The sequence below is a fragment of the Bradyrhizobium sp. WSM1253 genome (genome assembly GCF_000244935.1).
Classification (GTDB): Bacteria; Pseudomonadota; Alphaproteobacteria; order Rhizobiales; family Xanthobacteraceae; genus Bradyrhizobium; species Bradyrhizobium canariense.
Window position 1 is genome coordinate 479,986 of record NZ_JH600073.1, and the last position, 23,040, is coordinate 503,025.

A 23,040-nucleotide genomic window follows, 5' to 3' on the forward strand; every position below is an offset into this window, starting at 1 on the left:
GCCTCAACATTCGTCGTCAGGAAGCCGATCGAGGAAGGCAATCCCGAATTGCGTGAGTTCTTCGGCATCGCTCCCGCGCGCTTTCCATCTCCCTTGCAGATGACGCTCAAGCAGGCAGCGACGACTATCCGCGGCATCGACGTGGCGATGCCGGGCGCGGTAAACGGACCAAGCAATATCCACCGCCGTTCGTAGCGGGTCGTCGTCGACCATGTTCCAACTCCGAGATTGGAGACGTTCATGCGACGGCAACTCGTTACGAGGACGGAAGTTTCCACTTCTTCCCGGAAAGTCCGAAACTGCGCGGCCACCGCAGACACAAGCAGGCGCCCACCTCCCCGTCGGAGAAATCAGGCGACGCGACGCACGGCCATCTCCGCGGCGAGCAACACCGCGGCACGACTGGCACCGACTGATGCAATGCCTTGGCCGGCGATGTCGTAGGCAGTGCCGTGCGCCGGCGTGCAGATCGGAAATGGAAAGCCGCCGAGCAACGTCACACCGCGATCAAAGCCCATCAGCTTCATCGCGATCTGGCCCTGGTCGTGATACATCGTCAGCACTGCATCGAAGGCGCCGCTTTTGGCGCGCAGGAACACGGTGTCGGCCGGGAACGGCCCTTCGGCGGCAATGCCCTCGCGCTGGCCGGCCGCGACCACGGGTGCGATGACATCGATCTCCTCGCGGCCGAAATTACCGCCGTCGCCGGCATGCGGATTGAGACCGGCGACCGCGATGCGCGGCCGGGCGAAGCCGGCATTGCGCATGCAGGCATCAGTCAGCTTGAGCGCGCGATGGATACGTTCGCCGGACAGTCGCGCGGCGACGTCCTTGAGCGGGATGTGGGACGTCACGCGGGCATTCCAGAGCCGGTCCAGCACATTGAACTCGCTTGCGGGAGTTTTGAGTCCGACCACTTCGGCGGAGAACGCGATCTCATCGTCATACTCGGCGCGGGCCAGCCGCATCGCCTGCTTGTTGAACGGCGTAAAGCAGGCGGCATCGACCCGGCCGTCGCGGCCGAGTTCGAGCGCGTGCTTGTAGTTGGCAAGCGCGAACTTGCCGCCGGCGAGGCTCGCGATCCCGTGCTGGACCTCGCCGGGATCGAGGTGCCCGAGATCGACGAACAGCGTCTCGCCCTCCGCCGCGCGCAAATCGGCCCCCTGCTCCACCATGGTCAGCTCCGGGTTGACGCCGGCAATCCGCGCGCCCTGGTCGAAGACGCGCCGGTCGCCGATCACGACGATCCGGCCGCGGGCGCGGATGTCGTCCTGCACCACGAGCTTTGCGGTCAATTCCGGGCTGATGCCAGCGGGATCTCCCATTGCCAGTGCAATGAGCGGCTTTGCGGTCATATGATCACCTTCTCTCGAGCGGTCTCTCGAGCTGTGTTCTGGACTGTCGTCTCGTGGATCGACGGCGCAGGCTTGCGCAGCAAGCGCGCAAGCTGCAGCACGAGCGGAAGCAGCAACAGCACGATGCCCGCCACGATCAGGCATGTCACCAGCTTGTTGGCGAAGAATATCCCGAGCGATCCCTTGGACATCAGCATCGACTGCCGGAACGCGTCCTCGGCCTTGTCGCCGATGACGGTCGCGAGCACGAGTGGCGCCAGCGGATAGAACAGCTTCTTGAAGAGATAGCCGACGATCCCGAAGCCGAGCATCATGACGACATCGAGATAGGAGTTCGACACCGAATAGGCGCCGACAACGCAGATGATCACGATCAGCGGCGCGATGATCACGAAGGGAATCCGCATCAGCGCCGCAAAGACCGGCACGGTCAGCAGCACCAGCACAACGGCGACGATGTTGCCGACATACATCGACGCAATCAGGCCCCAAACAAAGTCCTTTTGGTCGACGAACAGCATCGGCCCGGGATTGAGGCCCCAGATCATGAGCCCGCCCATCATGACGGCCGCGGTGGCCGAGCCGGGAATGCCGAGCGAGAGCATGGGCAAAAGCGCGCTGGTGCCGGCGGCATGATCGGCCGTCTCCGGCGAGATGATGCCTTCGACCTCTCCCGTGCCGAAGTATCGGCCACGGCGCGAGAAGCGTCGGGCGATGCCGTAGCTCATGAACGACGCCGCAGTCGGGCCGCCAGGCGTGATCCCCATCCAGCATCCGATGGCCGCGCTCCGCAGCAGCGCAACGCTATGTCGCGGCAGGCGGCCGACGGCACGAAACACCTCGCGCCACTCTATCTTCGACGAGACTGCGCGGGCATGAAACTCTTCCTCGACGGCGACGAGCAGCTCGCCGATGCCGAACAGGCCCATCACCGCGACGACGAAGTTCACGCCCTTGACCAGCTCGTCGACGCCCATCGTGAGGCGCACGCTGCCGGAGACAGTGTCGATGCCGATGGCGGCAATGGCGAAGCCGATCGCCAGTGCGACGACGGTCTTGATCGGCGCCGCCCCGCCCATGCCGACGAAGCTGGCGAAGGCCAGGAAATAGACTGCAAAATATTCCGCCGGCCCGAAGGCGAGTGCGACCTGCGCGACCCACGATGCGAGGAAGGTGATCAGGATGACGCCGATCAGCGCGCCGAATGCCGCCGAGCCAAAGGCGGTGGCGAGCGCTGTCGTCGGACGTCCATCGCGCGCCATCGGGTAGCCGTCGAAGGTGGTGGCGACAGACGACGGCTCGCCCGGGATGTTGAACAGGATCGAGGTCACGGACCCGCCGAACAGCGCGCCCCAATACATGCTGGAGAGCAGGATGATGGCAGAGACCGGCTGCATGCCGAAGGTCAGCGGCAGCAGCAGCGACACCCCGTTCGGAGCACCCAGCCCAGGCAGCACGCCGACGAGAATGCCGAGCAGCACGCCGATCACCATCAGCGCCAGATGCGGCAGCGTGATCGCGATGCCAAAGCCGTGAAGGAGTTCTCCGAGATTGTCCATCGGCCTCTCCGTCAGAAGCCGAACGCCGCGGCGAGCGCGCCGTGCGGCAAGCTCACCTGGAACATGCGCTCGAACACGACGTAGAGCGCGAGCGCTGTCGCCGCCGCCATGCCAAGCGCGCGCGGCACGGATTGTTGTCTGGGGATCGCCAGCACCGCGAAGATGTACAGGGCTGAGGCGACGTACATCCCGGCCAACGGAATCGCAGCCACGAAAATCGCGGCCGGCACGAACAGGCCGGCAAGCCGGCGCAGCTCGATCGATGTGATGGCGATGGGGACGTTCGCCAGTGACGCAACCGGCATCAAACCGCGCACCAGGTTGTAGAAGCTCCCGAGCACGATGATGATCCCGGTCAGGAACGGGAACGTGCCGGCGTCCACGCCCGCGCTTGACCAGCCGATGCCGTTATCGAGACTGGAGACGACGACGGCCACACCAAAGCTGCCGGTGAGAACGGCGGTCGCAAGTTCGAGGGCGCGGCGCGAGATCATGGGCCGCTCCAGCGAAGCGCCAGATGTTTGCTCAGTCCTCGTCCTGAGGAGCGCGCTTTGGCGCGCGTCTCGAAGGACGGCTCCGGACGACATCCCATCCCCGGCCATCCTTCGAGACGCCCGCCTGCGGCGGGCTCCTCAGGATGAGGACGGTGGTTGAACTCGGCTGCGCGATCGAACGCCATCGGCCGCCTCACTTGACCAACCAGCCCTGCTCGCCCGCGACCTGCTTGACGTGCTCGAGGTCCTCCTTGATGAACTTGTCGAGTTCGGCGCCAGTCAGGAACGTGTCGACCTGGGAGGTTTTCTCGATGTAGTCCTTCCAGTCCGGCGTCGCCTGCACCTTCTTCATGAGGTCGACATAGAACGCGGCCTGGTCCGGGGTGACCTTGCCGGGGAGCCACACCGTCCGCGGTTGCTCATATTGCTTGATGTCGAGGCCCTGCTCGACGCAGGTCGGAACGTCGCCCCAGCCTTCGGTCGCGGTGACCTTGGCGCCCTGCGGCAGCCGCTTCGGGCTGAAAACGCAAAGCGGTCGTTGCGTTCCACCGCGCCATTGCCCGAGACTTTCGCTGGGATTGTTGACGTGGGAGTCGAGGTGTCCGCCGGCGAGCTGCACGGCAGTCTCTGCGCCGCTCTTGAAGGGGATGTAGGTCAGTTTGATGTGGCCGGCTTTCTCGATCATGCGGGTCAGCACCTCGTCGGTATCCTTCGACTGCGCGCCACCCATCTTGAATTCGCCCGAGGCGGCCGCCTTCAGATAGTCGCCCGCCGTCTTGTAGGGCGCGTCCTGCTTGACCCAGAGCAGGAACTCGTCCTGCGCCATCGCCGCGATCGCAGTGAGATCGGTGTAGTTGAAGGCGACCTTGGAGACGAGCGGCTGCTGCCAGGCATTCGACGTGCCGAAGATCACCTTGTAGGGATCGCCGGCGGACGCCTTGCCGTAGACATAGCCTTCCGCGCCGCTGCCGCCCCCTTTGTTGACGACGACGATCGGCTGCTCCACCAGCTTGTGCTTGGTGATGATGTTCTGCACGGCGCGCGCGAGATTGTCGGTGCCGCCGCCGGGCCCGGCGGTCGCTACGAACTCGATCGGCTTTTGCGGTTGCCAGGCACTGAGCGCCGGCATCGTGCCGGCGAGCACAATTGCGGCGGCGGAGAGCAGAAGTGTTGACGTCCGACCCATGATGTCCTCCAGCTGATTTTTGTATCTTGTTGTTTTCGGCGTCCGGTCAGGCGACGCGTTCCTCGCGTCTTCCTGATGCCAGGACGATTGCGCCTTCTTTTTCGAGCGCTTCGATCTGCTTCTGGTCGAACCCGTGCTCGACCAGCACCTCGCTTGTATGCTCACCGTAGACCGGCGCGCCCGTGCGTACTTTGCCCGGGGTCTGCGAAAACTTGACCGGCAAGCCGATCGTCTTCACGGGTCCGAGCGTGGAATGCTCGACCTCGACGACCATCTCGCGCGCCAGCGTCTGCGGATCGCGAAGCGCCTCCAGCATGTCGTGCACGGGTCCGCACGGCACGCCCTTCTCGTCCAGCGCAGCGAGCCAGTGCGCCCGCGTCCGGGTGCGAAAGCGCTCGCTCAGGACAGCTTCGAGCTCCTTCAGATTGGCCATGCGGTCGGCCCCGGTGACGAAGCGCGGATCGGAGGCGAGTTCGCTCGCACCGAGGGCTTCCAGCATCAACAGCCAGTGCTTCTTGTTGGCGCCGCCGACCACCAGCCAGCCGTCCGAGGCCTCGAAGGCCTGGTACGGCGCGTTGAGCGGATGGGCCGAACCCATCGCGCGCGGTGCGGTGCCCGCTGCGAGCGCGATGGTCGATTGCCAGTAGGTCTGCACCAGCGCGGCCTCGTAGAGCGAGGTTTCGACCCACTGCCCTTCGCCGGTCTTGAGACGGTGCGTGTAGGCCGCGAGGATGCCCATGCTCGCCAGCAGGCCGGCGGTGATGTCGGACAGCGGCGGGCCGCATTTCACCGGCGGACCATCGGGACGTTCGCCGGTAAAGCTCATGATGCCGCTCATGGCCTGGGCGACCAGATCGAAGCCGCGGCGATGCTTGTAGGGCCCGGTGCGGCCGAAGCCCGACAGCGAGCAATAGATCAGCGCTGGATGCTGCTTGTGCAGGTCGTCGTAGCCGAAGCCGAGGCGCTCCATGGCGCCCGGCGCAAAATTCTCGACCAGCACATCGGCGCCCGCGATCAGCCGCCGCAGCACCTGCTTGCCGCCCTCGGTCTTCAGATCCAGCACGATGCCACGCTTGTTGCGGTTCATCATCAGGAAGGAGGCCGCCTCGTCGCCAATCTTCGGCGGCACCGAATGGCGGGTGTCGTCACCGTTCGGCGATTTCTCGATCTTGATCACGTCGGCGCCCATGTCGGCCAGCATCAAAGTGCAGGTCGGCCCTGCCATGACATGGGTGAGATCGATGACCTTGAGGCCGGCAAGCGGCCCCGAGCGGCCGGAGGTTGATTGCGAGCGATCGCTTTGCATCGGGGCGTCCTATTGGCCGCGCCATTGCGGCGCGCGCTTGGTGAGGAAAGCATCGAGCCCTTCGCGAAAATCCTGGCTCGTGTAGCACATCAGGATGAGGTCCTCGCCCTCGTCCGGCATCAGCCGCCTTTGCAGGCGCGCCACGGCCTGTTTGGTCGCATTCAGCGTCAGCGGCGCGTGGCTGGCGAGCAATCGGGCAACCTCGTCGGCGCGCCTGTCGAGCGCGGTAAGATCCTCGACGACCTCGCCGAGCAGCCCGACACTGGCCGCCTCCGTCGCGTCGACGAGGCGCGCGGTGAAGATCAGATCCTTGACGCGGGCAGCGCCGATCAGCGCGGTGAGACGACTGACATTGGACATCGACAGGCAATTGCCGAGCGTGCGGGCAATAGGAAAGCCGATTTTCGCGCTTTGGGTGCCGATGCGGAGATCACAGGCCGCGGCGATGCCCGCGCCGCCGCCGGTGCAGAACCCGTTGATCGCTGCTATCGTCGGCACGCGGCATTGCTCGAGCGTGGTCAGGACCCGATCGATGCGGTTTTCGTAGTCGATCGCGTCCTGCGGCGACTTGAAATCGCGGAACTGATTGATGTCGGTGCCCGCGGCAAACGCCTTGTCGCCGGCCCCGCGCAGCACCAGCACCTTGATCGCGTGATCGTCGTTGATTTCCTCGCAGATCGCGGCAAGCCGCTCATACATCGCGAAGGTGAAGGCATTGCGCGCCTGCGGGCGGTTGAAGGTGATCCGCCCGATACCGTCCTGGCGCTCGAAAACGAGGTCTTCCGCCACCACCTGCTGGTCCATTTCCTCATGTCCTTCTGCTTTTCTACATTTTTGAATGCAAAATGATCGATTTACAAGCTGGAACTTGCATTAATTCGCATATAGCCTCTTTTTTGCATTCAAATGGACTTCAGACCCATGCTCCATGAGGAAGTCGTCGGCCGCATCCGGGCCATCCTGCTCGACGGCGAAATCCCGCCCGGCGCGCGGATTCCCGAGCGCGAGCTGTGCGAGCGGCTTCAGATATCGCGCACGCCGCTACGCGAGGCGCTCAAGGTGCTCGCCGCCGAAGGGCTCGTGCAGCTTTTGCCGCATCGCGGTTCGCGCGCCGCAAAACTGACCGACAAGGACATGCGCGACCTCTTCGAGGTCTGCCAGGGTCTCGAAGCGCTCGCCGGCGAACTCGCCTGCGAACGCATCACCGATCCCGAGATCGACGCGATCGCCGCCGCGCATGCGGAGATGGTGCATCATCATCGCGAGGGCGACCTGATCCGGTACTATCGCGGCAACCGCGCCATTCACGAAGGCATCGTCGCTGCGGCCGGAAACCCGGTGCTTGCAGGGCTGTACACGTCCGTGACCGCGCGCATCCGGCGCGCGCGTTATGTCACGCCGATGACGCCCGAGCGCTGGGCGGTCGCCGTGAAGGAGCACGATGCCATCCTGAACGCACTGCAGAGGCGCGACGGCGTCGGCCTCGCCCATATCCTGCGCGCGCATCTACGCCACAAGCGCGAAGAGGTTTTGCAGGCGGGCTTTGCTGAAACGGAAGGCAGTGACCTGGTGCCGCGGATTGCGTGAGACGGCATTCGCGACGCAGAAAGAAACTCGCGGCCCCCCTACAACGCGCGGTCAAGAGACACAATCGCGACACAATCATTGATTGCATTCAGCCGTGCGGTCGGATCGTGCTGACGCGAGGCGATCGGCGCGGGCCGAATGTAACGCGCAAACAATTGCGCAAAACAAAAGACAAAAGCGGAGGAAACGCATGACAATCGATGTCTCACGTCGATCCTTGTTCGCTCTCGGGGCTGGCCTTGGTGCCAGCGCAATGCTCGGCAGCAGCGCGATGGCGCGCGCTCCCAAGCTCGGCACCCAGACGCCTTACTGGCACCGCTTCGTTCTCGGCGATGCCGAAGTCACCATCGTCTCCGACGGACCGCTGCCGCTCGGCGACCCCTCCGGGACCTTCACCGGCGTTCCCAAGGAAGAGGTGAAGAAGATGCTTGTCGACAATTTCCTGTCGCCGGACAATGTCGTGCTCGAACAGAACTCGCCGATCGTCAACACCGGCGACAAGCTCATTCTGTTCGATACCGGCATGGGCAGCTCGAAGATGTTCGGCGCCACCACCGGCCGGCAGCAGAAGAGCATGACCGAGGCAGGCATCAAGCCTGGGGACATCGATGCGGTGGTCTGCTCGCATGCGCATATCGACCACATCGGCGGCATCGTGGACGACGGCGGCAAGCCGCTGTTTCCGAACGCGCAGATCTACATCTCGCAGACCGATTTCGACTTCTGGACCGACGAAGGCAAGCTCGGCAGCGACGCCAAGGATTTCGTCGTTCACGCCCGCAAGAACCTGCTGCCGGTGCGCGACCGCATCGTGTTCTTCAAGGATGGCCAGGAATTCCTGCCCGGCGTTCAGGCGATCGCAGCGCCCGGTCACACCGTCGGCCATACCATCTTCATGGTCTCGTCGGCCGGCAAGTCCTTCGCCTTCATGGGCGACCTCTCGCACCATCCCGTTCTGCTGCTCGAGCGGCCGCGGATGGAATTCTCCTACGACACCGACCCGAAGCAGGCGGCCGAGTCGCGCGTCAAGCTGCTGACTATGCTTGCGGCGAACAAGACGCCCGTGATGTCCTATCACTTCGCCTGGCCGGGCTATGGCCATGTTGCCAAGGCCGGCGAAGGATTCCACTATTATCCCGAACCGATGCAGATGACGTTGTAATCGGCGGATCAGGTCCGGGTGGCGCACGCGCCGCCCGGGCCGTCCGAACGATCACCGCTGTCCGGCTGACCGGCAAGCAATTGCAATCCGCAATGTCTCCGGCGGCGTTGGCAGGCGGACATTTTGGTGTTATTGAACTACAGCTACTAATTGCAGATCGCATTTATTGACGTGAATTGTTTGGGAGCGTCAATGTCCCGCGAGAACGATGGTTTTGTCTTCCATCGTGACCGGCTCCAATGGGTCCCGGATGTTGTCTATCGGGCCGTCAACTTCTTTGTCACATGGGACAAACTGCCGACCCTGCTCGGAGCTGCCAATCTCTCGGCGTTCCGCGACCGGCTGCGTGAGCACAATCTGCACCATACCCGCTACGGCACGACATCGCCTCGCTGGAGCACGGGCAATGACCGCTGGCGTTCCGCCGACGGCTCGTTCAACAGCCTCGACCATCCGCGCATGGGGATGGCTGGCGCCCGGTTCGGACGCAATTTCGCGCTGCCCGAATGTGTACCGGCCAGCCTGGACGACCTGCTCGAACCCAGTCCGCGCTTGATCTCGGAGGAATTGCTGGCGCGCCGCGAATTCATTCCCGCGACCAGCCTCAATCTGCTGGCCGCCGCCTGGATCCAGTTCGAAACCCATAATTGGTTCAGCCATGGGGCCCCTAAGTCGGGAAACGAGTTCAAAATTCCGCTGAAGCCAAACGACGAATGGCCTGCGGATGAGCGGATCGACGGCTGCATGAAGATCCGTCGGACCGTTTGCGACGAGACGCCACGTGAACCATGGCTCGGCGCGACCCCCACGTTCCGCAACCTCAACTCGCACTGGTGGGACGCCGGACAGATATACGGCAGCGACCGCGCGAGGCAGATGCAGATCCGTTCCGGGGCAGATGGGAAGATCGCTGTCGGCGATGATGGGATGCTTCCAGCCGATCCAGTCCATCCGGGCGCCGATCTCACCGGCTTCAATGACAATTGGTGGGTGGGGCTCAGCCTGCTGCACAACCTCTTTGCACGCGAGCACAATGTCATCTGCGACGGCTTGAAGACGCGGTATCCGACCTGGAACGACGAGGCGCTATTCCAGCATGCGCGCCTGATCAACGCAGCCCTGATCGCCAAGATCCACACCGTCGAATGGACGCCAGGCATCCTCGGCCATCCCGCACTGGACTTCAGCATGCACGCCAACTGGTCGGGGATCCCGTGCCGGGTGCTGCGCGCGGTGCTCGGCAAGGACAGCGAAGCCGCCTTTGGTATCATCGGCTCTCCGACGGATCAGCACAGCGCGCCGTACGCGATGACGGAGGAATTCACCGCCGTGTACCGCCTGCACCCGCTGATCCCCGAAAAGATGGATGTACGGCGGCTCGATAGCACACAGGTTACCCTTAGCGACCTGGTCGATATGCAGGGCCCCGCCTCCCGCGAGTTCATGCAGACTCACGGCTTCGTCGACCTGCTGTACTCGTTCGGCACCGCCCATCCCGGCGCCATTCGCCTGCACAATTATCCGAACTTCCTGCGCCAGTTCACCAAAGACGGCCAGCCGTTGCTGGACGTGGCCGCCATCGATATCATGCGCGATCGCGAGCGCGGCGTGCCGCGCTACAATCGGTTTCGCGAACTGGTCGGCAAGAAGCGGGTCAACACATTCGAGGAAATCACCAGCATCCCCGGCGCGGCCAGGAAGATGCGCGCGATCTACAAGGGCGACGTCGATCGCGTTGATCTGATGGTCGGACTATTGGCCGAGGACCTGCCGGATGGTTTTGGCTTCAGCGATACCGCCTTCCGCATTTTCATCCTGATGGCATCGCGGCGTCTCAAGAGCGACCGGTTCTTCACCGATGACTACCGGGCGGAAGTCTACACCAATTTCGGTCTGGACTGGATCCACAACAACGGAATGAAATCGGTGCTGCTGCGGCATGTGCCGCAACTCGGACCGGCGCTCGAGGGCGTCAACAACGCCTTCGCCCCGTGGAACGTGCTGCGAGGCTGAGCCTTGGCCCTCTGCAAAGTCGCAGCCACCTTAGCACCCGAGCTTGTCGGCGATTCCGCCAAAATCCCTGGCGACGATGTCCCAATTGCCGGTGGCCTCGAAATCGACCTTCTGGAGCGGACCGTATTCGGTCGGTCGCGCCACGAAAGCCGTCTTCAGCCCGTTCTTCTGCGCGGCAGCGAGATCGCCGTTGTGGGCGGCGACCATCATCACCTCTTCCGGCTTGAGGCCGAGCAGGCGCGCGGCGCCGAGATAGGTTTCGGGATCGGGCTTGTAGTGCTCGAACAGCTCGGCCGACATGATGAGGTCCCAGGGAAGCCCTGCGAACTTCGCCATGTTGGTGAGCAGCGCGACATTGCCGTTTGACAGCGGCGAGATCACGAATTTCGTCTTCAGCCGCGTCAGGCCCGCGACACTGTCGGGCCACGGATACAGGCGGTGCCAGCCCCTGGTGAGGTGATCGAGATCGGCTTCGGTCAGGCCTGGAATCGAAAATTGCGCGACCAGCTTTTCCAGCGAGCGGCGATGCAGATCATCGAGCATGACATAGCCGCGCTCGGGATGTTTGCGCACGTCATCCGTCGAGGCCATGTACATGCCGCGCCAGCCGTCGACGAGTGCGGTCCAGTCGGCGGAGATGCCGCGGCCCTTCGCCCACCACATGAAGTCCGTGATCAGGCTGGTGCGCCAGTCGACGACTGTGCCGAACACGTCGAAGACGAGGGCTTTGACGGCGGAGAGATCGGATGTCGTGGTCATGTTTCGCTTCGCGGATTTTCCGCGCCCCAGCTGGCTTCGTCTCAGATGAAAGGCTTTAAAGCATGATCCTTTCCGTGCAACAATAGCGCTAGTCCCGCACATCAAACACGCGCAAGATGAACAAAGTGACGGGTCTCAACCAGTCGGGGTGCAGCGCATCTGTCATGACCACCATCCCTGTTGCATGTATATTGCTTGAGGATGCCCGCCTTCCGGACGAGGCATCTTTAATCGAGACGTTACGCGTTCGTCATCCTGGCTTGCGGTGGGACCGCAGCCCAGTCGCACCAAGTAACGATACCGACGGTCCGATGTTCATCCGCGTCGGCGATCATCTCATGACCATCCTCTTGATGCCCGCACCCATGCCCTACGATCAGCAGCTGTGGCAGCGAGCCTCCTGGGTATGGCCCGGAGGCTTTCCACGCCGCCGGCCGCCACCGCGCGCACCTCGTCGTCGCGACAATGGGCTCCGCCGAAGACAACTCAGAACCGAAAGCGCTTGGGTTCGCCGAGAGTGTGCGCCTTACGACTGCCTTTGTCGGCGCCATGCTTGAAGCACTTCCCGGCTGTCTCGGCGTCGTCTGGCGCGGCAATGTGGGCCGCTCGCCCGAGATGTGGCTCGAGCAGTCACGCCGCTCGTTCGAGCCGTTTCCGGATCATCCGTTCGGATTGTGGATGGAAATCATTCCCTTCCGTTCCGGAGAGACCGTCGGAGCCTATACGGTCGGACTGTCCGCATTCATCGGACGCGAGATCGAATTTGAGGTGGACGGACTCGACCAACGCGGCGTCACGCTTCGTGTTGCCAACGCTTCGTCCTATTTGATTGCAAATGGCCTCGACAAAAACATCGAGAGCGGGACGGTGTACAAAGACGATGACGAGAACATCGGTCACGTTGCGGTGCTCCACCGCAACTCGCGCTTTCGGATCGGGCCGGTCATTTCGTTCTTTTCTCTTCAGGAACGAGCTGGAAGGCTCAAGACCTACCAGATCATTCCGTCATCTCTCGCGCGAAATCACCCGCTTCTGATCATGCTGGGCAAGGTCGGGCTTTTCGATCCGGCGAAGTCAGAGAACCTGATAGAGCTGCGGCCAGATCACTACGTATCGGAAGCTCGCCTGGAAATCCTCGATGGCGGCGTATCGCAAGAGCTGTCCAAAATGCTCGCGACCGACGCCTATGCCGAGGCGGACACGAATGCGCGCCGCGCGCTCGCGAGCGGAGACATTGCGTCAGCGAGGGCTTTTTTGCTGCCTCGGGCTGAGGAAGTTGGTGAGCTCCAAAAAGCGCTCCAACTCGCTCTGACCTTGCGCGATGCGTTCTTGTTCATGCCGGCCGCGCCGCGCAGCCCTTAGTAGACAGGCGATGGATCATGTCCATCCTGGTGCTGTATGCGACGACGTCCGGCTAAATTCGCCGAACGAACGCAGGCGGACGTCGCTGACACTAGTCCAAATGGAACTTCGCCAGTTCGCGATGCTCGGCCTTGATGTAGCGCACGGTGCCGGTGACGGAACGCATCACCACCGTCTCGGTCTCGATCACGCCGTCCTTGCGGAATTTGACGCCTGACAGCAGCGAGCCCGTGGTGACGCCGGTGGCGGCAAACAGGCAGTCGCCGCGCGCCATGTCCTCGATGCCGTAGATCATCTTGGGATCGTTGACGCCCATCTTGGCGGCGCGTTCGCGCTTCTCTTCGGAGTCGAGGATGAGACGGCACTGCATCTGGCCGCCGATGCAGCGCAGCGCCACGGCCGCGAGCACGCCTTCCGGCGCGCCGCCGGTGCCGAGATACATGTCGACGCCGGTATTGTCGGGGTCGGCGCAGTGGATCACGCCGGCGACGTCGCCGTCGGTGATCAGGCGCACGGCGGCGCCGGTCGAGCGTACGCTCTCGATGATGCTGGCATGGCGCGGCCGGTCGAGCACGAGAACGGTGATGCCGTCAGGCTTGACGCCCTTGGCCTTGGCGAGGCGGTGGACGTTTTCGGCCGGTGTCGCATCGAGCTCGACGACGCCCTTGTCATAGCCGGGACCGATCGCGAGCTTCTGCATGTAGACGTCGGGCGCGTGCAGCAGCGTGCCGCCGTCGGCCATCGCCATGGTGGCGATCGAGCCCGGCATGTTCTTGGCGCACAGCGTGGTGCCTTCGAGCGGATCGACGGCGATGTCGACCTGCGGGCCGGCGTTCATGCCGACCTTCTCGCCGATGAAGAGCATCGGCGCCTCGTCGCGCTCACCCTCGCCAATGACGATGGTGCCCTCGATCGGGAGCTTGTTGAGCTCGCGCCGCATCGCGTCCACCGCGGCCTGGTCGGCCGCCTTCTCGTTGCCGTGCCCGCGCAGACGCGCCGAAGACACCGCCGCCCGCTCCGTCACACGCACGATCTCCAGCGTGAGAATGCGCTCGAGCAACGCTTGCGGCGGGACTGAAATATGGGTCGACATCGGCTCACTCCTTCGAAACAGTTTTGGACGGACATCTCCGTCGCATCAACTCGTAACACCCACAGTTCGTTCGAACCGTGTCTTATTCTTGGAGCATGACCTTTCCGGAAAACCGCTTCACACTTTTCCAGGTCATGCTCAGTTCTTCTCGATCCTGATGACCTGGGGTCGCCCACTGATCACCTTGTCCTTCTGCACGGCCGCGAGCGCGCGGCGCACGGCGTCCTCGTGCGTGGCATAGGTGATGAGGATGACGGGCACCGGGACCGCCTTGCCGTCTGCCGGCGCAGCGCCGCCATTGGGATGGCGCTGCACGATCGACTCGATCGAAATCTTCTGCTCCGCAAGCCGCGTCGCGATCGCAGCCGCGGTGCCCGGGAAATCGCGTGCCAGAAGTCGGATGTAGTAGCCGCCCTCATGGCGCTCCATCGGCGCCTTCTTGGTATCGCGCAGCTGCGAAATCGGCCGGCCGAACGGATTGGCGCGAATGCCGCGCGCGACGTCGGCGATGTCGGCCACGACGGCGGATGCGGTCGCAGCGCCGCCGGCACCGGGGCCGACCAGCGTGATCGGCGGGATGCCCTCGCCATCAATCGTGACCGCATTGGTGACACCCATCACCTGTGCGATCGACGAGGATTTCGGAACCATGGTCGGATGCACGCGCTGCTCGATGCCCTTGGCGGTGCGAACCGCGACGCCGAGGAGCTTGAGCCGGTAACCGAGATCGTCAGCGGCACGGAGATCTTCCGGCGCGATGGAGGAGATACCTTCGACATACACCGCGCTTTGAGCAACTTTCGTGCCGAAAGCGAGGCTGGCGAGAATGGCGAGCTTTTGCGCGGTATCGTGGCCGTCGACGTCGAAGGACGGATTGGCCTCGGCATAGCCGAGCCGTTGCGCGTCCTTCAGGCATTCGGCGAAGGACAGGCCCTCCTGCTCCATCCGGGTCAAGATGTAATTGCAGGTGCCGTTGAGGATGCCGTAGACCCGGTTGATGCCGGTTCCGGCAAGGCCTTCGCGTAACGTCTTGATGACAGGGATCGCAGCGCCGACGGCTGCCTCGAAATTCAGCGCGCCGCCGTGCTTTTCGGCGGCCTTTGCCAGCTTGAGGCCGTGCTTTGCCAGCAACGCCTTGTTGGCGGTGACGACGGATTTACCGGCAGCGAGCGCGGCCTCGACCGCCGACAAGGCGGGATCGCCGGAGCCCCCCATCAGTTCGACGAAGCAGTCGATGCCGGGATGCGTGGCGAGGGCAAGCGGATCCTTGACCCACTCGACGCCGCGCAGATCGACGCCGCGTTTCTTGGCCTTCGAGCGCGCGGTGACGGCGACGACGCGGATGCCGCGGCCGCTGCGGCCGGCAAGCACGCGCGCCTGCGTTTCAATCAGACGGACAACTTCGGCGCCCACGGTGCCGAGCCCCGCTATGCCCACTTTCAGGGGTGCAACCATGATGCCTTGGAAAACCTGCGGAAGAGAACTTAACGCCGAGTGGCGAGCGGAACGACGTTGTGCAACGTTTCGATGCCGCTTTCAAGGAAGCGGCGCACGCCGCGCGCGGCCTGCCTGATCCGTTGCTCGTTTTCCACCATGGCGATACGGACATATCCTTCACCATGCTCGCCGAAGCCGACGCCGGGCGAGACCGCGACACCGGATTTCTCCACCATCAGGGTCGCGAACTGCATGCTGCCGACGCTGCGGAAGGCTTCCGGCAGCGGCACCCAGGCGAACATCGACGCCTCCGGCGGCGGGATCTCCCAGCCGGCACGGCCGAACGATTCCACCAGCGTGTCGCGCCGCTTGCGGTAGGTGTCGCGCATCTCCTTGATGCAATCGTCCGGTCCGTTCAGCGCGGCGGTCGCTGCGACCTGGATCGGCGTGAACGCACCGTAGTCGAGATAGGATTTGACGCGGCCGAGTGCCGCAATCACGCGCTCGTTGCCGACCGCGAAGCCCATGCGCCAGCCAGCCATCGAATAGGTCTTCGACATCGAGGTGAACTCGACGGCGACGTCCATCGCGCCCGGCACCTGGAGCACCGAGGGCGGCGGGTTGCTTTCGTCGAAATAAACCTCGGCATAAGCGAGATCGGACAGGATCAGGATCTCGTGCTTCTTCGCGAACGCGACCAGGTCCTTGTAGAAGTCGAGGCTCGCAACATAGGCGGTCGGGTTCGAAGGATAGCAGACGACGAGCGCCAGCGGCTTCGGGATCGAATGCACGATCGCTCGCTCGACCGCCTCGAAGAATTGCGGCGTCGGCTCTGAGGGCACCGAGCGGATCACGCCGCCCGCCATCAAGAAGCCGAAGGCGTGAATCGGGTAGCTCGGATTGGGACAAAGGATGACGTCGCCGGGCGCGGTGATCGCCTGCGCCACGTTGGCAAAGCCCTCCTTGGAGCCGAGCGTCGCCACCACCTGGGTGTCGGGATTGAGCTTCACGCCGAAACGGCGGGCGTAGTAGCCGGCCTGGGCCCGGCGCAGCCCGGGGATGCCGCGGGAGGCCGAGTAGCGGTCGGTGCGCGGCTTGCCCAGCGTCTCCTTCAGCTTCTCCAGCACATGCGCCGGCGCCGGCAGGTCCGGATTGCCCATGCCGAGGTCGATGATGTCGGCGCCGGCATTCCGCGCGGCTGCCTTGGCCCGGTTGACCTGTTCGAATACGTAAGGCGGAAGGCGGCGGATGCGGTAAAACTCTTCCATGGCTCTCTCGGCTCCGGGCAACCGGTCAGGACAGAATCGACAGGACATAAAGACCAGGCGGAAGGCGCCTGCGTCCTTCGCGAAAATTACTCAAGATCAAATACTTAGAGCAATTATCGACGACGTTGACTGAAGTCGTTCGCCCTGACTCTCGGCTGAACTAAGGTCTTTTAGCACGGCGAGGCGGAGGCGCCAGCGATTACCTTGCAGGGCCCTATTTCGCGTCCTTGGTGGCGACCGCCTGACGGTCGCGCGCGGCAGCAAGCTCGGCCTCGATCTTGGCGCGTTGGTCCGGCGGGATGACCGCCTGATCGCGATCCGGAGGCAGATCGTGCACCGGCAGATAGCTCCCGGCCTCCCTGGGATGCGCTTGCGCATCGGAAGGCGTCATATCCGCAAGCTGACTCGAGCAGCCGCCTAGGGCGAGCGCCACCATCAGCAGCGCGCCACAGATCCGCCGCGACTTTTGCAGGTCCCTCAACGCCAACACTAGGGAAATCCCCACTTCGTCCCAAAGCACGGCCCCGGGCAACCTTACCCAAGCCCGCGCCCAAGCTCAAACCATTGCTGCCCAAATGGTGCGAGCGAGAAAATAGCCCAGATACCCACCAAGCCGAGCGGTGCGGCTCGATTGTGACGGAACCAAGAAAATTTGTCGCACTGCAACACATCTTCGCGAGTGTTTAACGCCAAACATGCGAGCTTCGCGGTGACGAATACGGAATGAATCGTTACTGTTCTGCTCATGAGTATGGCCACGATCGATACGCCCAAACCCGAGACGAAGTTCGATGCGGAAGCCTTCGCGATGAATGTCGCGCGGGCGATGGAGAGCGGCGGCAAGGCGCTCGCCGCGTACCTGAAGCCGCGCGAAAGCGGCGAGGTGCAGGATCGTCCGCCGGCCGAGCTAGCCGAGGTCGTCAAGACCTTCACCGCCGTCGCCGAATACTGGCTGTCGGATACGTCGCGGTCTTCCGCACTCCAGACCAAGCTCGCCAAGGACTATCTCGACCTCTGGGGCTCGGCGGCGCGCCGCATGGCCGGTCAGGACGCCCCGCCCGCGATCGCGCCCTCGCCGCGCGACAAGCGCTTTGCCGATCCGGAATGGAAGTCGAACCAGTTCTTCGATTTCGTGATGCAGCTTTATCTGCTCACGACCAAATTTGCGCAGGAGCTTGTGCGCGACGCCGAGGGGCTCGATCCGCAGACACGCCGCAAGGCCGAGTTCTACGTCCAGCAGCTCACCAACGCGATGTCGCCGTCCAACTTCGTGCTAACGAATCCGGAAGTGCTGCGCGCGACGGTGGCCAGCAGCGGCGAAAATCTCGCGCGCGGGCTGAAGATGCTGGCCGAGGACATCGCCGCCGGCAAGGGCACGCTGAAGATCCGTCAGTCCGACCCGGACAATCTCGTCGTCGGCGTGAACATGGCGACGACGCCCGGCAAGGTGATCTACCAGAACGAGATGATGCAGCTGATCCAGTATGCGCCGGCGACGGAGAACGTGCTGCGGACGCCGCTCCTGATCATCCCGCCCTGGATCAACAAGTTCTACATCCTCGACCTCAAGCCGGAGAAATCCTACATCAAGTGGTGCGTCGATCAGGGCATCACCGTGTTCGTGATCTCATGGGTCAATCCCGACAAGCGGCTCGGTGCCAAGAGCTGGGAAGACTACATGAAGGAAGGCCCGCTCACGGCGATGGACGTGATCGAGAAGGTCACCGGCGAGATGAAGGTGCACACCGCCGGCTATTGCGTCGGCGGCACCATGCTCGCGACCACGCTGGCCTGGCTCGCCGAGAAGCGCCGCCAGCGTGTGGCGTCCGCGACATTCTTCGCGGCACAGGTCGACTTCACCCATGCCGGTGATTTGCTCGTGTTCGTCGACGAGGAGCAGATCGCATCCCTCGAGCAGGACATGAAGGCGGCCGGCGTGCTCGAAGGCTCGAAGATGGCGATGGCCTTCAACATGCTGCGCTCCAACGATTTGATCTGGTCCTATGTCATCAGCAATTACCTCAAGGGCCAACAGCCGAGCGCGTTCGACCTGCTGCACTGGAATTCGGACGCGACGCGCATGACCGCGTCGAACCATTCGTACTATCTGCGCAATTGCTATCTTGAGAACCGGCTCTCGACCGGCACGTTGGTGCTGGACAACACCTTGCTCGATCTCTCCAAGGTCATGGTGCCGATCTACAATCTCGCAACCCGCGAGGACCATATCGCGCCGGCAGAATCGGTGCTGTACGGCTCCCAGTTCTTCGGCGGTCCGGTGAAATACGTATTGTCCGGCTCGGGCCACATCGCCGGCGTGGTCAATCCGCCCGCCTCGAACAAATACCAGTACTGGACCAACGACAACGTGAAGTCCGCCAATGTCGCCGAGTGGATGAAGGGCGCGGTCGAGCACAAGGGCTCGTGGTGGCCGGACTGGCGGCAATGGCTGGGCGCACTCGATCCCGAGGAAGTCCCGGCCCGCACGGTCGGCAGCGAGGCGTTTCCCCCGATCGAGGACGCGCCCGGCAGCTATGTCAGGGTTCGCGCATAGCAGAATCTTCCGCGCTTTCGTATAAGCTCCACGCCTGCGGCAGAAATTGATGAGGGGACCGGGTTATGACGCGTGAATTGTTCTGGCTGACACTGACGGTGGTCCTGACCGGAATCCTCTGGATTCCCTACACCATCAACCGCTGCCAGATTCGCGGCCTCGGTGGCGCGATGGCCAATCCCTCGCGCACCGACAAGCCGCAGTCGGAATGGGCGAACCGCCTGATGTTCGCGCATGACAATGCCGTCGAGAACCTCGTGCTGTTCGCGCCGCTGGTGCTGATCCTGAACGCCATCGACTATTCCTCGAAATGGACGGTGCTTGCTTGCGCCGTCTATTTCTGGTCCCGCGTCGCGCATCTGATCGTCTATGCGCTCGGGATCCCGGTGTTCCGCACATTGGCCTTCACCGTCGGCTTCATCGCGCAGGCCGTGCTGGCCGTCGCGATCTTCAAGGTGGTTTGAGATCAGGCCTTGTAGTCTGAAATCAGGCCTTGCGAACGACGAGATGCAGCATGTTCGCCGGCGTCTCGTCGAAGCTCTGGATCACGTTCCTGTCCGACGACAGCGTGATCCATGGACCTGCGCTGGCGTAGGTCGCCTCGAGCCATTCCGGCGACGCATAATTGTAATAGCGCCCGAGACTGTCCCGGCCATCGCCCTCGCCCATCTTGTAGCTGGCGTAGAACACGCCTGACGGCCTGAGCGCGCGACGAATCTGCGCCAGGATGCCGGCGAGTTCGTCGCGCGGTACGTGCAGGAGACAGGCGCTGGCCCAGACGCCGTCATAGGCCTCGTGCGCGTCAAGCTGGTCGAACCGCATCGCCTCGACGGCATGACCGAGCCGCTGCGACGCGATCTCGGCCATTTCAGGCGAGCCGTCGGTGGCGCGCACCGAAAAACCTTCGGCCAGCATCACCGCCGAATGATTGCCGGCGCCACAGCCGAGCTCGAGGATCGAGCCGCCGGACGGCAGCAGAGCGAGAAAGCCTCGCAGCCGCGTCGAGGGCGCCTTCGCCCAGTCCGCATAGGACCTGGCGTTGCTCCGATAGAATTGCAGAGTCCCTTGGTCCACGGCGGCCACTCCGATCAGGGAAACAGCGCGATCTGCTCCAGTCCAGCGGTCTCGGGAAATCCGAACATCAGGTTCATGTTCTGGATCGCCTGACCGGCCGAGCCCTTCACCAGATTATCAAGCACCGAAATCACGATGGCGCGGTTCTTGATCCGGTCGGCGATGACACCGATCTGGACATAGTTCGAGCCGCGTACGTTCTGGGTCTGCGGTAGCACGCCCTTCTTGACGACATGCACGAACGGCTCGTTCGCGTAGGCTTTCTCGAGGGCGGCCCGCAAATCGTCCGGCGTCGCGCCATTGAGCTTGACGTAGGACGTGCAGAGCTCGCCCCGCGACATCGGTATGAGATGCGGCGTGAAATTGACGGTCACGCTCGCGCCCGCCGCGACGCCGATCTCTTGTTCGATCTCCGGCGCATGCCGGTGCGTGCCGACCGAATACGGCGAAATCCCCTCGCCCGCCTCGCTGAATAGCGTGTTCTGTTTCAGGCCGCGTCCGGCGCCGGTGACGCCTGACTTGGCGTCGATCAGGATGTCATCGACGTCGATCAGATTTGCTTTCGCCAGCGGCACCAGCGCCAACAACGCTGCCGTCGGATAGCAGCCGGGACAGGCGACCAGCCGCGCCGCGGCAATCTTCTCCCGATAGAATTCGGTCAGGCCGTAAACGGCTTCGCCCTGCAACTCGAGTGCCTGATGTTCGTGGCCGTACCACTGCGCGTAGGTGTCCTTGTCGCGCAGCCGGAAATCGGCGGACATGTCGAGGACCTTGATCTTCGGGTTGGCCTTCAGCACGGCCGCGATGATCTGCTGCGTGGTGCCGTGCGGCAGCCCGCAGAACACCGCATCGAGCTTGCTCCAGTCGACCTCTTCCCATTCCACGAGTTGGGGCAAATCCAGCATGAAGAAATGCGGAAACACCTCGCCCATCGACTTGCCGGCGTGGGTGTTGGCGGTGAGCGCGACGATCTCGGCATTCGGATGCCGCGCCAACAGGCGCACCGCATCGGCCCCGGTGTAACCGGAGGCGCCGAGAATGCCGATCTTCTTCGAGCTCATCACGCGTTCCTTTCAGGCGTCACTGGATCGTCTTGCCGGGCCGAAAGTTGCAGCATCGCTTCGTCCGCCGGGCTGGCCTCGCGAGCAACGCTCGATCGGCTACTCGTCGGCAAGGCCCAACATCAGTCGCATGTTCTGCACGGCCGCGCCGGAGGCGCCCTTGCCGAGATTGTCGAGCCGGGCGACCAGCACCGCTTGGTGATGTTTGTCGCTGGCGAAGACGTAGAGCTCGAGCATATTGGTCTCGTTGAGCGCTTCCGGCTCAAGCTTGCCGCCCTTGGTCGCTTCGTTCTGAAGCGGCATCGCCGAGACGTATTTCGAGCCGGCGTAACGCTTTGCCAGCGCGGCGTGGAGATCGGCGCCGCTGGGCTTGCCGGGCAGCGTGTCGAGCTGGAGCGGCACCGAGACCAGCATGCCCTGCCGGAAATTGCCGACGGAAGGGATGAAGATCGGCCGCCGGGTCAGGTTCGAATAGAGCTGCATCTCCGGCAGATGCTTGTGCTCGAAGCCGAGGCCGTAGAGTTCGAAGGACGGCGCGCTGCCGTCCTCGAAAGTCGCGATCATCGACTTGCCGCCGCCGGAATAGCCGCTCACCGCATTGACGGTGACGGGATAGTCCGCAGGCAGCAGGCCGGCATCGACGATCGGTCGCAGCAGCGCGATCGCGCCGGTCGGATAGCAGCCGGGATTGGAGACCTTCTTCGCAGCCTTGATCTTGCCAGCCTGATCCGGCGTCAGTTCCGGAAAGCCATAGGCCCAGTCGGGCGCGACCCGGTACGCGGTCGAGGCATCCAGCACCCTCGGCCCCGACGGCCCCATGCTGTCGATCAGCGCAACCGTTTCCCTGGCAGCATCGTCCGGCAGGCAGAGGATGACGAGGTCGACCTCCTCCATCAGTGCCTTCTTCGCGGCGGGATCCTTGCGCTTGTCCTCGGCGATCGTCTTCACGACCACGTCGTTCTGCAGCTTCAGCCGCTCGTTGATGCCGAGCCCGGTGGTGCCGGAGCCGCCGTCGACGAAGACGGTGGCGGGCTTCGTCGCAGCGCCCGTCTTCGGGGCGTTTTTGGTGTCAACGAGGCTGGCTTCAGAAAAGGTCATGGCGCGCTCCTTTCGAGCATGTTGGTCTCGGATGCGAAGGCTTCCGGCCTTACGTCCTGCATCAGTTGCGCAATCTCCCTGGCGTCGGCATGGGCTTGCGCGCCAAGAGCGTTGGCGATCGCCGTATAGTCGGCGTCGGACTTGTGCTGGTTGAGCTTGAAGCTGCCTTCGACCTCTTCAACCGCCATGACCAGACCCACGATCGCCTTCTTCATCGCCTCGAGCCGCCCCGCCGTCATCTTGCCCGACGTCCATGGCGTCTTCGGCAACAGCCAGTTTTCGAACTTCTCCCTGAGCGTGTCGATCTGCACCGCCAGCTCGTCATCCGACAGAAGCCGCACCGGCCCGCTGAGATGCACCGACTGGTACAGCCAGGTCGGCACCTGATCCGGCGAGACGTACCAGTCCGGCGACACGTAGGCATCGGGGCCGTTGACCGCGAGCAGCCAGGAGCTCGTCCCGTCCGCAAGCTTTAGCAGGGGATTGTGACGGGCGACATGAAAGGCAGCCTGCGGCGTGCCGTCCGCGGCATAGGTCAGATAGAACGGAATTGGCGAGGCGACCGGCTTGTGGCCGTCGAAGGCGCACACGGTGCCGAAGCCGCGCGTGTCCGCAAATTTCAGGCTCGCGGCGCGGTCTTGCTTGAAAAAGGGTGGCGTGTACATCGTTGTC

At 63.5% G+C, this 23,040-nt stretch carries 22 protein-coding genes; 6 read left to right on the forward strand and 16 right to left on the reverse strand.

Annotation, left to right across the window (positions count from 1 at the left end; genetic code table 11):
• Positions 1–3: 3 nt before the first annotated feature.
• The 7 genes from BRA1253DRAFT_RS41105 to BRA1253DRAFT_RS04235 all read right to left on the reverse strand — a co-directional run bounded on the left by BRA1253DRAFT_RS41105 (position 4) and on the right by BRA1253DRAFT_RS04235 (position 6,704).
• Positions 4–213: a hypothetical protein gene (locus tag BRA1253DRAFT_RS41105; protein WP_007591507.1), complete on the reverse strand. Its 210-nt coding sequence runs from the start codon at positions 211–213 to the stop codon at positions 4–6.
• Between the two features lie 137 nt (positions 214–350).
• Positions 351–1,355, reverse strand: a complete 1,005-nt coding sequence (locus BRA1253DRAFT_RS04210) for a 4-hydroxythreonine-4-phosphate dehydrogenase PdxA (protein WP_007591509.1) — start codon at positions 1,353–1,355, stop codon at positions 351–353.
• Positions 1,352–2,914, reverse strand: a complete 1,563-nt coding sequence (locus BRA1253DRAFT_RS04215) for a tripartite tricarboxylate transporter permease (RefSeq protein WP_007591511.1) — start codon at positions 2,912–2,914, stop codon at positions 1,352–1,354. Before BRA1253DRAFT_RS04215 ends, BRA1253DRAFT_RS04210 begins: the two co-directional genes overlap by 4 nt.
• An 11-nt stretch (positions 2,915–2,925) precedes the next feature.
• The gene (locus BRA1253DRAFT_RS04220) at positions 2,926–3,408 is read right to left on the reverse strand and encodes a tripartite tricarboxylate transporter TctB family protein (RefSeq protein WP_035992756.1); all 483 of its coding nucleotides are present in this window, start codon (positions 3,406–3,408) and stop codon (positions 2,926–2,928) included.
• Between the two features lie 193 nt (positions 3,409–3,601).
• A complete protein-coding gene (locus BRA1253DRAFT_RS04225; protein ID WP_007591514.1) occupies positions 3,602–4,594 on the reverse strand; it encodes a tripartite tricarboxylate transporter substrate binding protein in 993 nt (330 codons plus the stop codon).
• Between the two features lie 46 nt (positions 4,595–4,640).
• Positions 4,641–5,900, reverse strand: a complete 1,260-nt coding sequence (locus BRA1253DRAFT_RS04230) for a CaiB/BaiF CoA-transferase family protein (RefSeq protein ID WP_007591516.1) — start codon at positions 5,898–5,900, stop codon at positions 4,641–4,643.
• Between the two features lie 9 nt (positions 5,901–5,909).
• Positions 5,910–6,704, reverse strand: a complete 795-nt coding sequence (locus BRA1253DRAFT_RS04235) for an enoyl-CoA hydratase/isomerase family protein (protein ID WP_007591517.1) — start codon at positions 6,702–6,704, stop codon at positions 5,910–5,912.
• Between the two features lie 117 nt (positions 6,705–6,821).
• Here BRA1253DRAFT_RS04235 and BRA1253DRAFT_RS04240 point away from each other — a divergent pair, with 117 nt between their 5' ends.
• The 3 genes from BRA1253DRAFT_RS04240 to BRA1253DRAFT_RS04250 all read left to right on the forward strand — a co-directional run bounded on the left by BRA1253DRAFT_RS04240 (position 6,822) and on the right by BRA1253DRAFT_RS04250 (position 10,662).
• Positions 6,822–7,487 carry a GntR family transcriptional regulator gene (locus BRA1253DRAFT_RS04240; protein ID WP_088940849.1) on the forward strand — a complete coding sequence of 222 codons (666 nt, stop codon included), beginning with the start codon at positions 6,822–6,824 and terminating at the stop codon, positions 7,485–7,487.
• A 190-nt stretch (positions 7,488–7,677) separates the two neighbouring features.
• On the forward strand, positions 7,678–8,649 hold the full coding sequence (locus tag BRA1253DRAFT_RS04245; protein ID WP_007591519.1) for an MBL fold metallo-hydrolase: 972 nt from the start codon (positions 7,678–7,680) through the stop codon (positions 8,647–8,649).
• Between the two features lie 192 nt (positions 8,650–8,841).
• Positions 8,842–10,662, forward strand: coding sequence for a peroxidase family protein (locus BRA1253DRAFT_RS04250; protein ID WP_007591520.1), 1,821 nt, complete (start codon positions 8,842–8,844; stop codon positions 10,660–10,662).
• Between the two features lie 30 nt (positions 10,663–10,692).
• On the opposite strand, the gene BRA1253DRAFT_RS04255 is transcribed toward BRA1253DRAFT_RS04250, so the two are convergent.
• Entirely contained in the window at positions 10,693–11,421 is a 729-nt protein-coding gene (locus BRA1253DRAFT_RS04255; RefSeq protein ID WP_007591521.1) for a haloacid dehalogenase type II, read from the reverse strand.
• Positions 11,422–11,886: 465 nt separating this feature from the next.
• On the opposite strand from BRA1253DRAFT_RS04255, the gene BRA1253DRAFT_RS04260 reads away from it, so the two are divergent.
• On the forward strand, positions 11,887–12,783 hold the full coding sequence (locus BRA1253DRAFT_RS04260; protein ID WP_245285859.1) for a hypothetical protein: 897 nt from the start codon (positions 11,887–11,889) through the stop codon (positions 12,781–12,783).
• A gap of 91 nt (positions 12,784–12,874) precedes the next feature.
• Here BRA1253DRAFT_RS04260 and glpX read toward each other — a convergent pair whose 3' ends face one another.
• The 4 genes from glpX to BRA1253DRAFT_RS04280 all read right to left on the reverse strand — a co-directional run bounded on the left by glpX (position 12,875) and on the right by BRA1253DRAFT_RS04280 (position 17,071).
• Complete coding sequence (gene glpX / locus BRA1253DRAFT_RS04265) at positions 12,875–13,876, reverse strand: class II fructose-bisphosphatase (protein ID WP_007591522.1); 1,002 nt, start codon at positions 13,874–13,876, stop codon at positions 12,875–12,877.
• A gap of 138 nt (positions 13,877–14,014) precedes the next feature.
• Complete coding sequence (locus BRA1253DRAFT_RS04270) at positions 14,015–15,331, reverse strand: homoserine dehydrogenase (protein ID WP_007591523.1); 1,317 nt, start codon at positions 15,329–15,331, stop codon at positions 14,015–14,017.
• A gap of 29 nt (positions 15,332–15,360) precedes the next feature.
• Positions 15,361–16,581, reverse strand: a complete 1,221-nt coding sequence (locus tag BRA1253DRAFT_RS04275) for an LL-diaminopimelate aminotransferase (protein WP_007591524.1) — start codon at positions 16,579–16,581, stop codon at positions 15,361–15,363.
• Positions 16,582–16,795: 214 nt separating this feature from the next.
• A complete protein-coding gene (locus BRA1253DRAFT_RS04280; protein ID WP_035992760.1) occupies positions 16,796–17,071 on the reverse strand; it encodes a hypothetical protein in 276 nt (91 codons plus the stop codon).
• Positions 17,072–17,326: 255 nt separating this feature from the next.
• Between BRA1253DRAFT_RS04280 and BRA1253DRAFT_RS04285 the strand changes: the two genes are divergently transcribed.
• A complete protein-coding gene (locus BRA1253DRAFT_RS04285; protein ID WP_007591526.1) occupies positions 17,327–19,135 on the forward strand; it encodes an alpha/beta hydrolase in 1,809 nt (602 codons plus the stop codon).
• 65 nt (positions 19,136–19,200) lie between these two features.
• Complete coding sequence (locus BRA1253DRAFT_RS04290; RefSeq protein WP_007591527.1) at positions 19,201–19,599, forward strand: MAPEG family protein; 399 nt, start codon at positions 19,201–19,203, stop codon at positions 19,597–19,599.
• A gap of 22 nt (positions 19,600–19,621) precedes the next feature.
• Here BRA1253DRAFT_RS04290 and BRA1253DRAFT_RS04295 read toward each other — a convergent pair whose 3' ends face one another.
• From BRA1253DRAFT_RS04295 to BRA1253DRAFT_RS04310, 4 genes are all read right to left on the reverse strand, one after another.
• A complete protein-coding gene (locus BRA1253DRAFT_RS04295; protein ID WP_007591528.1) occupies positions 19,622–20,209 on the reverse strand; it encodes a bifunctional 2-polyprenyl-6-hydroxyphenol methylase/3-demethylubiquinol 3-O-methyltransferase UbiG in 588 nt (195 codons plus the stop codon).
• A gap of 14 nt (positions 20,210–20,223) precedes the next feature.
• Entirely contained in the window at positions 20,224–21,270 is a 1,047-nt protein-coding gene (argC, locus tag BRA1253DRAFT_RS04300; protein WP_007591529.1) for an N-acetyl-gamma-glutamyl-phosphate reductase, read from the reverse strand.
• 99 nt (positions 21,271–21,369) lie between these two features.
• A complete protein-coding gene (gene argC, locus BRA1253DRAFT_RS04305; protein ID WP_007591530.1) occupies positions 21,370–22,368 on the reverse strand; it encodes an N-acetyl-gamma-glutamyl-phosphate reductase in 999 nt (332 codons plus the stop codon).
• On the reverse strand, positions 22,365–23,033 hold the full coding sequence (locus tag BRA1253DRAFT_RS04310; RefSeq protein ID WP_007591532.1) for an FMN-binding negative transcriptional regulator: 669 nt from the start codon (positions 23,031–23,033) through the stop codon (positions 22,365–22,367). Before BRA1253DRAFT_RS04310 ends, argC (BRA1253DRAFT_RS04305) begins: the two co-directional genes overlap by 4 nt.
• Between the last annotated feature and the right edge of the window lie 7 nt (positions 23,034–23,040).